This window comes from Actinoplanes sp. NPDC048796 (assembly GCF_040650035.1).
GTDB lineage: Bacteria > Actinomycetota > Actinomycetes > Mycobacteriales > Micromonosporaceae > Actinoplanes.
The window spans coordinates 820080-835252 of sequence record NZ_JBEZGO010000002.1; the positions used below are offsets into that span (position 1 = coordinate 820080).

13 protein-coding genes are annotated in these 15173 nt (G+C 71.7%); 2 read left to right on the forward strand and 11 right to left on the reverse strand.

The features are described from left to right. Positions 1–28: 28 nt before the first annotated feature. The gene (locus tag AB0C26_RS12245) at positions 29–2143 is read right to left on the reverse strand and encodes a DEAD/DEAH box helicase (protein ID WP_360246536.1); all 2115 of its coding nucleotides are present in this window, start codon (positions 2141–2143) and stop codon (positions 29–31) included. A gap of 194 nt (positions 2144–2337) precedes the next feature. Here AB0C26_RS12245 and AB0C26_RS12250 point away from each other — a divergent pair, with 194 nt between their 5' ends. Continuing rightward, the gene (locus tag AB0C26_RS12250) at positions 2338–2907 is read left to right on the forward strand and encodes a hypothetical protein (protein WP_360245796.1); all 570 of its coding nucleotides are present in this window, start codon (positions 2338–2340) and stop codon (positions 2905–2907) included. Positions 2908–2916: 9 nt separating this feature from the next. On the opposite strand, the gene AB0C26_RS12255 is transcribed toward AB0C26_RS12250, so the two are convergent. Together AB0C26_RS12255 and AB0C26_RS12260 are read right to left on the reverse strand one after the other, a co-directional pair. After that, positions 2917–3642, reverse strand: a complete 726-nt coding sequence (locus tag AB0C26_RS12255; protein ID WP_360245799.1) for an SDR family oxidoreductase — start codon at positions 3640–3642, stop codon at positions 2917–2919. A 9-nt stretch (positions 3643–3651) separates the two neighbouring features. Beyond that, on the reverse strand, positions 3652–4854 hold the full coding sequence (locus tag AB0C26_RS12260) for an MFS transporter (RefSeq protein WP_360245802.1): 1203 nt from the start codon (positions 4852–4854) through the stop codon (positions 3652–3654). A gap of 260 nt (positions 4855–5114) precedes the next feature. Between AB0C26_RS12260 and AB0C26_RS12265 the strand changes: the two genes are divergently transcribed. Further along, a complete protein-coding gene (locus AB0C26_RS12265) occupies positions 5115–7313 on the forward strand; it encodes a protein kinase (protein ID WP_360245805.1) in 2199 nt (732 codons plus the stop codon). 7 nt (positions 7314–7320) lie between these two features. Here the strand turns inward: AB0C26_RS12265 and AB0C26_RS12270 are convergent, their stop codons facing one another. The 8 genes from AB0C26_RS12270 to AB0C26_RS12305 form a co-directional block, all read right to left on the reverse strand. Continuing rightward, on the reverse strand, positions 7321–8811 hold the full coding sequence (locus tag AB0C26_RS12270; RefSeq protein WP_360245808.1) for a fused MFS/spermidine synthase: 1491 nt from the start codon (positions 8809–8811) through the stop codon (positions 7321–7323). A gap of 25 nt (positions 8812–8836) precedes the next feature. Further along, positions 8837–9799 (reverse strand): hypothetical protein, encoded by a 963-nt coding sequence (locus AB0C26_RS12275; RefSeq protein ID WP_360246538.1) that lies wholly within the window; start codon positions 9797–9799, stop codon positions 8837–8839. A 112-nt stretch (positions 9800–9911) separates the two neighbouring features. Then, the gene (locus AB0C26_RS12280) at positions 9912–10685 is read right to left on the reverse strand and encodes an SDR family oxidoreductase (RefSeq protein ID WP_360245811.1); all 774 of its coding nucleotides are present in this window, start codon (positions 10683–10685) and stop codon (positions 9912–9914) included. A gap of 9 nt (positions 10686–10694) precedes the next feature. Next, entirely contained in the window at positions 10695–11504 is an 810-nt protein-coding gene (locus AB0C26_RS12285; RefSeq protein WP_360245814.1) for an inositol monophosphatase family protein, read from the reverse strand. Further along, positions 11497–11952: a response regulator gene (locus AB0C26_RS12290; protein ID WP_360245817.1), complete on the reverse strand. Its 456-nt coding sequence runs from the start codon at positions 11950–11952 to the stop codon at positions 11497–11499. The genes AB0C26_RS12285 and AB0C26_RS12290 overlap by 8 nt, the downstream gene beginning before the upstream one ends. Further along, positions 11949–13544 (reverse strand): ATP-binding protein, encoded by a 1596-nt coding sequence (locus AB0C26_RS12295; protein WP_360245821.1) that lies wholly within the window; start codon positions 13542–13544, stop codon positions 11949–11951. Before AB0C26_RS12295 ends, AB0C26_RS12290 begins: the two co-directional genes overlap by 4 nt. A gap of 8 nt (positions 13545–13552) precedes the next feature. Beyond that, on the reverse strand, positions 13553–14755 hold the full coding sequence (locus AB0C26_RS12300) for a fused response regulator/phosphatase (protein ID WP_360245824.1): 1203 nt from the start codon (positions 14753–14755) through the stop codon (positions 13553–13555). Positions 14756–14837: 82 nt separating this feature from the next. Beyond that, on the reverse strand, positions 14838–15173 hold the full coding sequence (locus tag AB0C26_RS12305) for a hypothetical protein (protein ID WP_360245827.1): 336 nt from the start codon (positions 15171–15173) through the stop codon (positions 14838–14840).

A 15173-nucleotide genomic window follows, 5' to 3' on the forward strand; every position in this document is an offset into this window, starting at 1 on the left:
CCCGTATAGTCCCCGTTCCCGCGGCCTCTCAACCGGCCACCGCCAAGGACAGTGGCAGCACGCCCCGGGCGCCGGCCTGGCGCAGGGCGCGGCCGGCCAAGGCCATGGTCCAGCCGGAGTCGACCAGGTCGTCGACCAGCAGCACGGGGCCGGGGAGGGTGGCCAGCTCGGCGGCGACCTCGGCCGGAACGGTGAACGCGTCGTGCAGCGACCGCACCCGCTGGGCGCTGTTGCCCCGGTGACCCGACTCGGCGGCGTGGCCGGACGTGACGAACCCGAGCATCGGCAGGCGGCCGACGCGGGCGATGTGGTCGGCCAGCGAGCGGATCAACTCGGGATGCCGGCGCGACGAGACGGCCAGCACGGCGGCCGGGCGCTCCGGCCACGCGTCGTCGCCGTGCGCCCAGTTCTTGAGGATCTCGACCACCGCGGCCGCCAGGTCGCCGGGGATCGGCGCGTCGGCCGCCTCGGGCGCGACCAGGCTGCGCAACCGGTTGCCCCAGCCCAGGTCGGACAGTCGCCCGACGGCCCGGCCGGACTCCATCTGCTCGCTCGGCGCGATCTTGCCCTTGAGTGAGACGCCGACCGCGGCCAGGCCCGTCGGCCACATCTTCTTCGGCGCGATCTCGACACCCGGCCGGCCGAGAAAGGCGTCCGCGGCGGCCAGCGAGGCGCCGGACACCTCGGCGTCGAACAGCGGGCCCGCGCAGTTGTCGCAGCGCCCGCAGGGCGCGGCCTCGGGGTCGTCGAGGCAGCGGCGGAGGAACTCCATGCGGCAGGCGGTCGTCGACGCGTACTCAACCATGGTCTTCTGCTCGGCCGACCTGGCCTCGGCGACCCGGCGCAGCCGCTCGGTGTCGTAGGTCCACGGCTCACCGGTGGCGAGCCAGCCACCGCGGGCACGCCTGACGGCACCGTCCACATCGAGCACTTTGAGCATCATCTCGAGCCGGTTGCGCCGCAGGTCGACGAGGGGCTCGAGCGCCTGGGTGGACATCGGCCGATCGGGCCACAGGTTGGCGAGCACGGCGCGGACCTGCTCCTCGGGCGGGAAGGCCAGCGACGCGAAGTATCGCCAGATCGCCGCGTCCTCGGCGCCCGGCAGAAGGACGACCTCGGCGTGCTCGACGGCGCGGCCGGCCCGGCCCACCTGCTGGTAGTAGGCGATCGGTGAGGACGGCGCGCCCAGGTGGACGACGAATCCCAGGTCGGGCTTGTCGAAGCCCATGCCCAGGGCGGAGGTCGCCACCAACGCCTTGATCTTGTTGTCGAGCAGGTCCTGCTCGGCCGCGCGCCGGTCGGCGTCCTCGACCTGTCCCGTGTACGAGGCGACGGGGAAGCCGCGTGAGCGCAGGAACTCGGCCGTCTCGGTCGCGCCGGCGACGGTCAGCGTGTAGACGATGCCGGAGCCGGGCAGGCGCTCGAGATGGTCGGCGAGCCAGGCCAGCCGGTGCGCCGGGTTGGGCAGGTCGAGCACGGCCAGGCGCAGCGAGTCACGGTCGAGCGGGCCGCGCAGCACCAGGGCGTCGCCGAGCTGGTCGGCGACGTCGGCGGTGACCCGGGCGTTGGCGGTCGCGGTGGTGGCCAGCACCGGCGTACGGGAAGGAAGGCCGGCCAGGAAGGTACGCAGGCGCCGGTAGTCGGGGCGGAAGTCGTGACCCCAGTCGGAGACGCAGTGTGCCTCGTCGACCACGAGCAACCCGGTGCTGGCGGCGAGGCCGGGGAGCACGTTGTCGCGGAAGTCGGGGTTGTTGAGCCGCTCGGGACTGATCAGCAGCACGTCGACCTCGCCGGCCCGGACCTCGGCCTCGATCTGGGACCACTCGTCGAGGTTGGCCGAGTTGATCGTGCGCGCCCGGATGCCGGCGCGGGCGGCCGCGTCGACCTGGTTGCGCATGAGGGCGAGCAGCGGCGAGACGATGACCGTCGGGCCCGCGGCCGCCTCGCCGGAGGCCGCGCCACCGGCCCGGAGCAGGGCGGTCGCGACGAAGTAGACGGCCGACTTGCCCCAGCCCGTGCGCTGCACGCAAAGCACCCGGCGGCGGTCGACGGTCAGCGCCTCGATCGCCCGCCACTGGTCCTCGCGCAGCTTGGCGTGATCACCCGCGAGCCGGCGCAGGATCGCCTCGGCCCGCTCGCGCACCTCGGCCCGCTGGGCCTGCGTCACATCGGTCGTCGCTCGCGTCTCGGTCACCCGGCATGTCTATCAGCCCGGTCCGACAGAACCGGAGTTATCCACAGTCCCGGAGTTATCCACAGGCGGACGAGAAAGGCACGCGGCGGGCGGGCCGATGGGCGAAGGATCGGCCGCGTCCCCGCACTCGAAGGAGCAAGGTCATGACCTTCCCGTCCTACCCCTCCCGGCCGCTCGCCCTCGCGATCCTCGTCCAGCGCCTGGTCGGCGCCTGCGCGATGTTCCTCGGCATCGGCCCCGGCCGGCCACGGGCCCGCTCGCGGATAAATGGCGAATCCTTGACAACTTTTTTTGTCGGTGACAGGCTCGGAACCATGTCGAAGACGATTGCCGAGAAGCTCCTGATCAAGCCGAACACGACCGTCTGGCTCTCCGATCCCGCGCAGCTGCCGGTGCTCGCGCCGATGCCGGACGGGGTTCGCGAGGCCGACATGCTGGCCACGGCGAGCACAGCGGTGCTCTTCGCCGAGGACGCGGCGAGCGTCCGCAAGCAGCTCGCGGAGCACTCGGCCGACCTGGCCAAGCCGGCGGTGTTCTGGGTCGCCTATCCGAAGGGCAACAAGGCCGACATCAACCGCGACACCCTGTGGCCGATCGTCGCCGACTTCGACATGCGGCCCTGCGGTCAGGTCGCCATCGACGACCGCTGGTCCGGCCTCCGCTTCCGCCCCAACCGCGAGGGCGAGGGCCGCTTCACCGGCGGAGCCAAATAGAAGGAACGGTCAGCGGCCCAGGACCGAGCCGCCGTTGACGTTGATGATCTGGCCGGTCACGTAGCGGCCGCCGGGGCCCACCAGCCAGCGCACGGCCTCGGCGATGTCGTCGGGCTCACCGGCGCGCTTGAGCAGGGTCGCGTCGACGCGCTTGGCGTGGCCCTCGGGGGTCATGCGGCCGGCGAAGAACTCGCTGTCGGTCACGTAGCCGGGCGAGACGACGTTCGCGGTGATCCCGTCCTGGCCCAGGTCGGCGGCCAGGTCGAGGACGTATCCGTGCAGGGCCGCCTTGGCGGCGGAGTACGGACCGCCGCCACCGCGCTGGGCGGCGATCGAGCTGGTCAGGATGATGTGGCCGCCCGGGCGGCGGAGGGAGGGAAGCAAGGCGGTGGTCAGCAGGACGGCAGTGACGACATTGGAGTCGAAGTTGGCTCGCCAGTGGGCGGCGACCTCGTCGAGCTTGGCGCCGGCGCCCGTCACGTAGGCGCCGGCGTTGTTGACCAGGACGTCCAGCGGGCGGTCGCCGACGGCCTCGACGACGGTGGCGACCTGGGCCGGGTCGGACAGGTCGGCGGTCACCGCGGACGCCTGCGGCCCGATCCAGTCGAGCGCCCGGGCCAGCACCTCCGGGCGGCGGCCGACGATGATCACGTCGTACCCCTCGCCGGCGAGCATGCCGGCCGTCGCCCGGCCGATGCCCGTTCCGCCCCCGCTGACCACCGCAAGCCTCGACATGCACCGACCCTATCGATGAACCGCCGCGATGGGGCGCCAAGCGGCGAGCGCCACTACGGCCATGACGGCGGCCGCCGCCCAGTAGGTGGTCACCAGGCCGAAAGCGGTGGCCACGGCGCCGCCCAGGAGGGAGCCGATGGCGGCGCCGCCGAGCTCCAGGAAGGCGTACACGCTGGTTATCCGGCCGAACATGGAGGAGGGGACGTCGCGTTGACGGATGGTGGTGACCACGACGCCCCAGATGGTGGTGTGTACACCGAAGACGACGATCATCAGGGCCGCGACCCACGGCTCGCGGGTCAGGGCCAGGGTGGCGTGCAGCGCGACCTCGACGAGGAGGCCGGCCCGCAGCAGGGCCACGGAGCCCAGGCGGCGGATCAGGGTGGGCGCCACCAGGGTGCCCAGGAGGCCGCCGACGGCGAAGGCGACCAGGAGGGCGCCGTAACCGACGTCGGTCAGGCCCAGGCGCTGGGTGGCGTAGAGGACGAAGACGGCGAAGGCGGCGCAGAAGACGACGTTGCCCACGGCCATCGTCAGGGCCAGGGTGCGCAGCAGGCGGTGCCGGGACAGCCAGCGGACGCCCTCGGCGACGTCCGCGCGCAAGCGGGACGGTGGACGCTTCTCCGGCGGCGGCACCGAGCGGATCGTGCCCACGAGGGCCGCGGCCAGGGCGAAGGTCAGGGCGTTGACGCCGAACGGTACGGCGGCGGCGATCACGAAGAGCCAGGCGCCCAGCGGCTTGGCGGCGAACTGGTTGAGGACGTTGAAGTTGGCGTAGAGCAGGGAGTTCGCGGTCGGCCGCCGGTCGGGCGGGACCAGGGCCGGCACGAAGGCCGAGCTGGCGGTGTCGGCCAGGGTCTCGCCGGTGCCGAGGAGGAAGAAGACCGCATAGATCAGGGGCACGGAAGCGGTGCGGCCCGCCACCGCGAGGGCCAGGGCGCCCAGCGCCACGGCCCGCATGATGTTCACGGCGACGACGAGGCGGCGCCGGTCGAGCCGGTCGGCCCAGGCGCCGCTGGCCAGGGCGAAGAGCAGCCACGGCAGTTGCTGGGCGAAAACGGCGCCGGCGACGGCGGCCGGGTTGGCGGTGATCGAGGCGACGAGCAGTGGGCCGGCCACCATGGTGATGCCGTCACCCAGGTTCGTGACGGCGGACGACGTCCAGAGCTTCCAGAAGTCCGCGCCCAGGGGCGCGGTGAGAAGGGCACGCAAAAGTACTCCTCGAGCGAAGGAAAACGGTCACGAGGACCGCCCCGAGGAGAGGAGCCGTGTGCCGCTGTCAGAGAGCGGCGAGTCCTCGCGCCGGGGCGGGGACGGTCACCTTGATGAGTCGCATGCGATCCCTCCGGAAAGCCGGGACATCGGACGCCTCATGGTAAACGCCGCCTGGCGAATCCGGCATTGTGGGACGAGGGACGCGGGTTTCGGCGGACGGGCATCGGGCGGGGCGCCCCTCGGGTCACAATCGGCACATGGGGCGGACGGAGCGAAACGGGCAAGACGATTCGCTTCGTATCGCCGAGCGGTACCGCCTGGTCGAGAAGCTCGGCAGTGGCGGGATGTCCGAGGTGTGGCGCGGGTTCGACGAGACGCTGGGCCGATCGGTGGCGGTCAAAGTGCTGTCGTCGAAGCTGGCCGAGGACCAGAGCTTCCGGGACCGGCTCCGGCAGGAGGCCCTGGCCGCCGCGCGGCTCTGCCATCCGCACATCACCGGCGTGTACGACTTCGGCGAGTCGGCGCTGCACGACCGGGTGACCGTGCCGTTCGTGGTGATGGAGCTCAACGACGGCGAGTCCGTCGCGGCGCGGATCGCCCGGCAGGGGCCGCTCACCTGGCGCGACGCGGTCGGTCTGGCCGTCGAAGTGGCGTCGGCGCTGGCCACCGCGCACGCCCGCGGGGTCGTGCACCGCGACGTCACCCCGGCCAACGTCATGCTCACCGGGGCCGGCGCCAAAGTGGTCGACTTCGGCATCTCCGCGATCGTCGGCCAGCGCGACGCGGCACCCGACGGCAGCCTGCTCGGCACGCCCGCCTACCTGGCGCCGGAACGGCTCGGCGGTTCGCAGGTGTCGGCGTCGGCCGACGTGTACGCGCTCGGGCTGCTGCTCTACCGGGCGCTCACCGGCCGCCTGCCCTGGCCGGCCGAGACGACCGCCGACGCCCTGCGGGCTCATTTGTACGCCGACCCGGAACCGCTGCCCACGCTGCCGGGCATGCCGCCGGCCGTGGCCGACCTGTGCATGCGCTGCCTCACGAAGAGTCCCGAGGAGCGCCCGGGCGCCGCGGAGGTGGCACACGCCCTGGCCGCCGTCATCGGCGTTCAGGCGGTCATCCCGGCGCTACCCCAGCGGTCGTCCGACGCCCCGGCGACGGTACGGGGGTCGGCGGCCGCCCGCCCCTCGACCGCCCGTCCCTCGACCGCCCGTCCCTCGACCGCCAGCTCCTCGACCGCCAGCCCTTCGACCGCCAGCCCTTCGACCGCCCGCCCTTCGACCGCCCGCCCCTCGACCGGCAGCCCTTCGACCGCCCGCCCCTCGACCGACCGCGCGGAGCTTCCGGAGGCGGGGGCGGAGGTCAACGGGCTGGGACCTACGGGCCCGATCACGCCGGCACGCGAAGCACTGGCCGAGCCCACAGCGGCGAGGACGGATCACGCCCTGGGCCAGTCGCCGCTGGGCCGGTCGCCGCTGGGCCGGTCGCCGCTGGGCCGGTCGCCGCTGGGCCGGTCGCCGCTGGGCCGGTCGCCGCTGGGCCGGTCGCCGCTGGGCCGATCGTCGCTGGGTCAGTTGTTGCTGGGACGGTCGTTGCCGGCCTGGCTGAAGTCGGGAGCGCGCCCGTCGGCGGCGGTGCTACGGCTGCGGGCGGGGTTGAAGATCGGGGCCGCTCTGCGCCGGCGTCCGCAGCCGCTGGGTGGCGGCCTCTTCGCGGGCGGGGGCTTGCGACTCCCCCACCTACAACGAGCCGGGCAGGCCCGTGGGAGGCGGCCGGAGCCGTCCGGGAGCCGGCATCGGTTCCAGGCCGGTGCTGTCACGCTCGCCGTGCTGGCGGCGGCCGGGATCAGCTGGGCCACCACCCGCGACCGCCCCGACGTGCAGGAGGCGCAGGCGGCCGGGGCCGGGGTGGTCGCGGCCGGGCCGGCCCAGATCACCTGCTCGGTGCGTTATCAGCTGCGCAGCGATTCCGGCAGCACCTACGTGGCCCGGCTGACCGTCGCCACCAGTGACACCGAGGCCGGGTGGCGGCTTCAGTTCTCCTATCCGGGCACGCAGCGTCTCACCAGTGTGCCGAAGACCGTCACCCAGAAGGGGCAGCGCGTCACAGCGAAGGGTAGCGGCAAGCAGCAGAGCTTCACCCTGCGTGGCGAATACCGCGACTACAACCCGTTGCCACTGTCGTTCAGCGTGGACGGCGAGAAGTGTCAGGCCGAGGTTCTCGGCAGCACGCCGGCCAGCCGGCGCGACCGCGCCCCCGCCGAAAGCCGGAACGGGAACGGGAGCGGCAGCGATCAGGCCGAGGCGGTCGCCGCCGAGAAGTCGCATGGGCGGGAGAGCGCGGCCCCGAAACGCCGGAAGGAGGGCACACCCCAGAAGGGGGTGACTCCCAAGCCCACCGCACCGGCCTCGCCGTCACCCATGGCTCGCAAGGGCACCGGCTACTCCCTGACGCTGTGAGAACCCCTTAGCCGGCTAGGAGCTGGTCGACCGGGGCGTAGTCGTCAGTCAGCACCCGGGCGTCGTCCACGAAAGCGTCCAGCTCCGGCCCGGCCAGCACGACCACCGGCTCCTTGGCCTGGGTGGCCAGCCGGGATCGGATCGCGTCCAGCGGCAGTGGGCTCTTCGACGCCATGATGACGAAGTTCGAGCCCGCCTTCCCGTCGATGGCTTTTTGCGGCGCGATCAATGCCACGTGCGGGAACGCCGCCGCCACGGTGGCCGTCTCGGCCCTGATGAACCTGTTCGGCGGGTAGTCGATCACGTTCTGCGCGTAGATGCCGGACGACCGGGTGACCCGGGCGATGTCCTGGGCCATCTCCCGGGTCGCGAGGTGCCACGGCACCACGAGGTAGCCGAAGGCGTCGCCCACCACGAAGTCGTACGCCCCGGTTCCCTGCTCGGCCACCGCCACGCGCGCGTCGCCCACCCGTACCCGCAGGTCGGGTCCCGTCACCAGGCCCAGCTTCTCTCTGTCGAGGTCGACCAGGCCGCCGTCGAGCTCGGCCACCACCTGATCGCTGCCGGGCCGGGTCGCCTTCAGGTAGGCCGGCATGGTGAAGCCGCCCCCGCCGATGTGCAGCGCGTCGACCGGGCCGGCCGGCAGCACGTCGGCCACCGACGCGATCCACTGCACGTACTCGAATTCCAGGTGAAGCGGGTCGTTCAGGTCGACATACGAGTGCCGCGCCGAGTTCAGGATCAGCGTCCGCCCGCCCGGCGCCGCCGCGTCCGTCTCGACCCGCGCGCAGTGGTAGGCCGTCTCCACATCGCACGGATTCGGCGACGACGCCCCCAGCCCGGCCCCCACCAGCCCCAGCGTGACCAGCGCGGCCCGGACCTTGGGCTTGACGGGCAGCGAGGCGCGCAGCCACCACCACAGCACGCCGCCCGCGACCGCCAGCAGCACGGCCAGGGTCAGCACGATCCACGACGACGGCATCGCCGCCACGAAGATGAAACCGGTGGCCAGGGTCGCCGTGATCGCGCCCAGGGTGCCGATGCTGGACAGCCGGCCGACCACCGAGCCGGTCCGGTTGAGGTCGCTGAGCTGGAGTTTCACCACCAGCGGGCTGACCGCCGACAGGATGAACGCGGGCAGGAACACGGCCAGCGCCGCCAGCAGCAGCACCGCCGGGGCGGCGCCGCCGCGCAGCACCTCGCCGCCGTAGCGGACCAGGGGCAGGGTCACCGCCGTGCCGATCGCGCCCAGCAGGAGCGCCGGCGCCAGCAGCGAACGCGGATCGTAGCGGTCGGCGAGGCGGCCGCCGAGCCACGTCCCGTAGGCGATGGCCGCCAGGGACACCCCGATGACCGAGCTGCTGACCTGAAGGGTCACGCCCACATAGGGCCCGACGAGGCGCAGCGCGACGATCTCGAGGACGAGCACGGCCCCGCTGGCGCCGAAGACCAGGGCGGTGGCGAGACCGGACGGCAGGGCACGCGGTGGGTTTCCCATCAGCCGGATGTTATCCGGGCCACCATCACAGCATGGACAGGTGCACGTGGTTCGTGTGGACCGCGGACGGGCCGCCGCTCGCGCTGTAACTCGTCCAGCCGGTGCCTGGCATCCAGATCTGTCGATACCAGATCACGTACATCACGCCGAGCCGGTCGGCGTTCTTGATGAAGTACGCCGCGAGCCGGTCCCCGTACGTCTTGTCGCCGCCGGTGGCGGCGGAGTTCTTGAACGTGGACGCGTTGGCCGAGAAGTCGCAGGCGCGGCCCTTGGGATGCTCGCCCGAGGACCGCTGGCTCCAGCACACCGTGTAGTGGGTGAAGCCGGCGGCGCGGGCTTCCTTGTAGGCGTGCAGCGTGCGCGGAGTGAGGCAGCCCGAGCTCGACGGGTCCTTCACCGAGCACGACTCGTCGGGCCAGGAGCCGTCGGAGTTGCGCGGGGCCGGCTGGGCCGACGCCGAGTTGGCCGAGACGAAGCCGCCCGAGCCGGAGCCGCCGCCGACGCTGGCCAGCGCCCGCTGCGCCTCTTTCTTCTTCTTGGTCAGCGCCGCGACCTGCTTGGTCTGCTCGACGACCTCTTTGTCGATGGCCGCTTTGGCCGCTCTGGCCCTGGTCACCGAGCCGCGGTACTGGTTGAGGACCTGGCTGTCGAGCTGGGCCATCATGTCGAGGCGCTCGATCCGCTCGAGGAAGATGTCGGGCGAGCTGCTGTCGAGCAGCATCGACATCGTGCTGGGGCGGCCGAGCCGGTACGACCGGCTGGCGATCTCGGCGACCTGACTCTCCATCGCCTTGGCCTGCGCCTCGGATTGCTTGACCGTCGCCTGAAGCTGGGTCTGGCGTTTCTTCGAGGCGTTGAGTTTCTGGATCGCGGTGGCCTGACCCTTGGCGGCGGACTCGAGCGCGCTGCGCAGGGTCTTGCTGTCACCCTCGTCGGGATCGGCTTGCGCCGCGCTCGGCACGGTCAGCACCAGGACGCCCACTGCCATGAGCAGGGCGAGCCCAGCGCTGATCCGGCGCAGGAAAACCGCCGCCACGGATACCTCCCCTATCGTCAGCGCGGGGAACTTTACCGCGCTGGGCAAGGGATCGGCAGATCGATCATGTGGCCGAGTAACCACCGTCGACGAAGAGTGTCTGGCCGGTTACGGCGACGGCAGCATCGCTGGCCAGGAAGACGGCACATGCCCCGAAATCATCCGGTACGCCGTTTCTGCCGATCATGGTGCGGGCGGCGTGCTTGGCGACCGTCGCCGGGTCGGCGAAGACCGGTTCGGTCAGTGGAGTGTGGACGACGCCGGGCGCGATCGCGTTGACACAGACACCGCGGGCCGACCACGCTTCGGCCTGCGAGCGGGTCAGGCCGACCAGGCCGGCCTTGGCCGCTCCGTAGGCGCCACTGTTCCCGTACGCCCGGAAGGCCTGTTGCGACACCACGTTGATGACGCGCCCCCAGCCGCGCGCGGCCATCAGCGGGCCGAAGGCCTGTCCAAGCAGGAACGGCGCGGTCAGGTTGGCCGCGAGCGTCACGTCCCAGTCGTCCTCGGTGAGCTCGTCCAACGGCGGACGGCGGTTGACGGCCGCCGAGTTCACCAGCACGTCGGGGGACCCGTACGTCTCAATGATCTCCGAAGCGACGGCCGTGACCGCCTCCCGCACCGCCAGATCGGCCGAGATCGCGTGCCCCTCGGCGCCGAACGAGCGCAGCTCGCCGACGACCTCCGCCAGCGGCTCGGCCCGGCGGGCGATCACGATCACGCGCGCTCCGGCCCGCCCCAGCGCGACCGCCATGGCCCGGCCGATGCCCGAGCTGCCACCGGTCACCACGGCGGTGCGATCTTTCAAGCCGAAGACGCTTTCGAGGTACGCCGACACGCGGCCCCCTTACAGAATCGACTGATCGGGGAAGAGCGTGTCCCGGACGGTGTGCCACACGTCGTCGTTGGGCGCGACGAGCATCCCGCGCTCGCTGTCCGTGGGCTTGTAGGGAGTGCCGTCGAGATGCAGCACAGTGCCCCCGGCCTCCCGGATGATCAGCGAGCCGGGCACGTGGTCCCAGGGCAGGATCCGCCAGAAGAGCACGAACTGCTGCTCGTCGAGGGCGACCGCCGGATATTCGTAGCCGGCACAGTGATGACCGTTGGTGACCTCGCCGAACGCGTGCGTGTGGGCGTCGGCCACCTCACGCAGGTGCTGCGGGAGGTAGTGCCGCGCGACGACCCCGCGCAGCGCCTCGGTGCCGGGATCGTCGGTGCGGGTCTTCACCCGGACGCCGTCGCGGTAGGCCCCGGAGCCGGCCTCGGCCAGCGTCATGTGATCGCCGACCACGTCGAGGATCCACGACGCCGCCGGCTCGCCGTCGCGCACCAGCGCCACCATCACGCAGAAGGGCGTCTTGCCGGCGGCGAAGTTGTTCGTCCCGTCGACCGGGTCGACGATCCACACGTCGCCGCCGTCGCCGAGCCGGTCGAGCACGCGCGGGTCGGCGGCCACCGCCTCCTCGCCGACCACGGTCGAGCCGGGCAGCAGCGCGGTGAGCCCGCGGGTCAGCGCTTTCTCGGACTCCTGATCGGCGATGGTGACGAGGTCACCCGGCGCCTTCTGCTTGATCTCGTCGTCGGCCAGGTGGCGGAAGCGCGGCAGGACCTCGGTCGCCGCGACCTCCCGGATGAGATCGGCGACCTGGTCAAGCACGCGGCGGCAACTTCACGACGCTGACGAAGAACTCGTCGATCTGCCGGATCACCGCGATGAACCGCTCGAAGTCGACCGGCTTGGTGACATACGCGTTCGCGTGCAGCTGGTAGCTGCGCAGGATGTCCTCGTCGGCGGCCGACGTGGTCAGCACGACGACCGGAATGCGGCCCAGGTCGGGGTCCTTCTTGACCTCCTCGAGCACCTCGCGGCCGTCCCGCTTGGGGAGGTTGAGGTCGAGCAGGATCAGATCGGGGCGTACGGCGTCGGCGTACTCGCCCTCGCGGCGCAGGTAGGCCAGCGCCTGGGCGCCGTCGGAGACCACGTTGAGCCGGTTGCGGACCTTGTGCTCCTCGAACGCCTCCTGGGTCATCAGCACGTCGCCCGGATCGTCCTCGACCAGCAGCACCTCGATGGGCGTGCCATCCGCCCGAACAGCGCCTGTCATGCCGTGACCTCTTTCCGCGTCTCCTGCGCCGGCACCTCGGGCGCGTCATCGTCGTCAGTCCCCGGCAGCACCGGAAGCGTGAAGTAGATCGACGTGCCTTCCTCGACCTCGAGGTCCAGCCAGATCCGTCCGCCATGATATTCGACGATCTTCTTGACGATCGCCAGGCCGATGCCGGTGCCCTCGTACGCGTCGCGGGCGTGCAGGCGCTGGAAGATCACGAAGACCTTGTCGGCGAACTCGGCCTCGATGCCGATGCCGTTGTCCCGGACGTTGATCCGCCACTCCTTGCCGTCCCGCTCGGCACTCACCTTGATCACCGGTGGCACGTCGGGGCGGCGGAACTTGAGCGAGTTGCCGATCAGGTTGACGAAGAGCGTGGTCAGCAGCGGCTCCTCGCCCTCGACCACCGGCAGGTCGGTCCAGACGATCTCGGCGTCCTCGCCGGCCCGGGCCTCGAGCTGCGATTTCACCTCGGGCAGGACCCGGCCCAGGTCGACGTCGGTGAACCCGGCGGTGAGGCGGCCGATGCGCGAGAAGGCGAGCAGGTCGTTGATCAGGCGCTGCATGCGCTGGGCGCCGTCGACGGCGAAGGCGATGTACTGGTCGGCGCGCTCGTCGAGCTGCCCCGAGTAGCGGCGTTGCAGCAGCTGGCAGAAGCTGGCCACCTTACGCAGCGGCTCCTGCAGGTCGTGCGAGGCGACGTACGCGAACTGCTCCAGATCGCGGTTGGAACGGGTCAGCTCCTCCGCCTGGATCTTGAGCTGGTCGTTGATCCACTCGATCTGGGTACGGGCCTCGCGGACCTCGGCCAGTTCGGCCGCGATCTTCCGCCGCATGCCGTCCACGTCGTCGGCCAGACTGGCCAGCTCGGGCGAGCCGGTGCTGACGATGTGCTTGTCGTAGTCGCCGTCGGCCACCTGCCGGACCTGGGCCGCCAGCTCCACCACCGGCCGGGTGACCAGGCGGTCGAGCAGCAGCAGGAGCGCGGCGCCGGCCAGGATGATGATGGCCGCGGCGGCGATCTGGATCGCCACCATGCTCTGGCTCGAGTCCTTGGCCGCGGTGGCCGCTTTCTGCCGCAGCGCCTGGATGTCGTCCTGCATCAGGGCGATCGACTTGCGCAGCTCGTCGAACTGCGTCGTCGAGGCGGCGTTGATCTTCTCCTGGCCCGCGTCGGGGCCACCGGTCTCGATCGCCCGGATGACCGGGGTGGCGACCTCGTCCTGCCACGTGGCGGCACGCTGGAGCACCACTTGCAGCGACTCGCGGATGGCGGTGTCCTCGGGGTGCAGATAGCCCTCGAGGCGGGACACCAGCCGCTGCTCGTCGGCCACGCCGGTCGTGTAGGGCTCGAGGTTGTCCTTGTCACCGGTGATCGCGTAACCGCGGATACCGGTCTCCTGGTCGACGTACGCCGTGTTCAGCGCCTCACCGGCCGCGCGCATCGGGCTGGCCCGGTTGAGCACGTCGTCGAGCTGGCGGTTGTTGGCGGTCGCGGTGATCGCGGCCAGGACGGCCAGCCCGGAGAGCAGGACAGCGACCGCGATGCAGAGCGCGACGACCCGGCGCCGCAAGGTCCACTTTTGCACGCTCGGGTTCACCGCCCACTCCCCTGCGAGATCAGCAACATCGCCACGTCGTCGGCGAGCGGGCCGCCGTTGGCCTGCTCGGCCCGGCCCACCAGCCACGCCGGAAGGGCGGGCAGCGGAACGGCCTTGGCCACGTCCTCGTCGAGCAGGCCGCACAGGCCCTCCACGTCGAGCCGCTCGTTACCGGCGCCGGTGTGACCCTCGATCAGGCCGTCGGTGTACATCAACAAGGACCAGTCATCTCCGGGGAACTCGATCTCGGTTGCGGGTGTGGGCCGGGGGCTCACCCCCAGGACGATCCCGGTACGGGCGTTCACCGGAACCGCCCGGCCGCCCGAGAGCAGCACCGGCGGCGGGTGGCCGGCCATCCGCACCACGGCGTTGTTACGGGACAGGTCGAGCGTCACCGAGGCGCAGGTCGCGAAGACCTCGCGGGCCCGCCGCTCGCTCATCAGCACCTGCTCGAGCGAGGGCAGGATCTGCTCGTCGGGCACGCCGGCCAGCACCAGCGCCCGCCACGCGACCCGGAGCTCGACGCCGAGCGCGGCCTCGTCGACACCGTGCCCGCAGACGTCACCGACGATCACCTGAAGCTTGTCGTCGCCCGCCTGCACGACGTCGAAGAAGTCGCCGCCGAGCACGCCCATGGCCCGCCCGGAACGGTAGAAGGTGTGCACCGAGACCTGCTCGGTGGACATGAGCGGCTGGGGCAGCAGACCACGCTCGAGACGGGCCGACTCGGCCTGGCGCAGCTCCACCTCGCGCAGCCGCTGGGCGTTCTCGTCGGCCCGCTTGCGCTCGACCGCGTACCGCAGCGCGCGGGTCAGCAGCACGCCGTCGACCTGGCCCTTGACCAGGTAGTCCTGGGCGCCCTCGGCGACCGAGGCCACACCCAGGTGCTCGTCGGAGCGGCCGGTGAGCACGCAGACCGCGGCGCTGCCGGCCACGGCCAGCAGCTTGCGCAGGCCGTCGATGCCCTCGGCGTCGGGCAGGCCCAGGTCGAGCAGGACGCACTGAACGCCGCGGAGCATGCCGCGGGCCTCGCGCAGGCTGGTCGCCACCCGCAGGTCGAACGGGGCCTCGGCCTCGTCGAGCAGCTCACGCACCAGGAAGGCGTCGCCCTCGTCGTCCTCGACCAGCAGGATGCGCAGCCGTTCCTGAGGGACGGGACTGCTGGTACGGGCGCGCGGCGCGACGGACCGCTCAGTCATGCCCCACCCCGATCGCTCCCCACCCCGCGCCAACCCGCTGATCGTGTACCACCGGATCGCCCGGCACAACACCGAGGCGGTCTCACGTGGCGTCCTCGGCTGCCACCCGGCGGGCGTGGTGGGCGATGACCTCACCAAGGATGCCATGGAGCCGGCCGCACTCCGGGCAGTGCAGATTGGCGTCCAGGCGGCGGCCGCCGCACTCGACGCAGGTGCCCCGGTCATCGGGATCGCGGTACGACTCCAGCGCCCGGCACATGGCGCGGATCACGTGATCGCCGACCGCGTAGGTGGCCTCACCCAGCGCGGTGCGCACACCGATCACCGCGACCGGCGCGGCTCCCGGCTGGGGGTCATAGGGTGCGACCCGGTCGATGAACTCCGCGACGACGGCGGCGGGGTCGAACGGCGTGCTCAC

Coding starts and splice junctions, on each gene's coding strand:
- AB0C26_RS12250 (WP_360245796.1), top strand. CDS start 2,338: ATGACCTTCCCGTCCTACCCCTCCCGGCCGCTCGCCCTCGCGATCCTC.
- AB0C26_RS12255 (WP_360245799.1), bottom strand. CDS start 3,642: ATGTCGAGGCTTGCGGTGGTCAGCGGGGGCGGAACGGGCATCGGCCGG.
- AB0C26_RS12265 (WP_360245805.1), top strand. CDS start 5,115: ATGGGGCGGACGGAGCGAAACGGGCAAGACGATTCGCTTCGTATCGCC.
- AB0C26_RS12270 (WP_360245808.1), bottom strand. CDS start 8,811: ATGGGAAACCCACCGCGTGCCCTGCCGTCCGGTCTCGCCACCGCCCTG.
- AB0C26_RS12275 (WP_360246538.1), bottom strand. CDS start 9,799: ATGGCAGTGGGCGTCCTGGTGCTGACCGTGCCGAGCGCGGCGCAAGCC.
- AB0C26_RS12290 (WP_360245817.1), bottom strand. CDS start 11,952: ATGACAGGCGCTGTTCGGGCGGATGGCACGCCCATCGAGGTGCTGCTG.
- AB0C26_RS12300 (WP_360245824.1), bottom strand. CDS start 14,755: ATGACTGAGCGGTCCGTCGCGCCGCGCGCCCGTACCAGCAGTCCCGTC.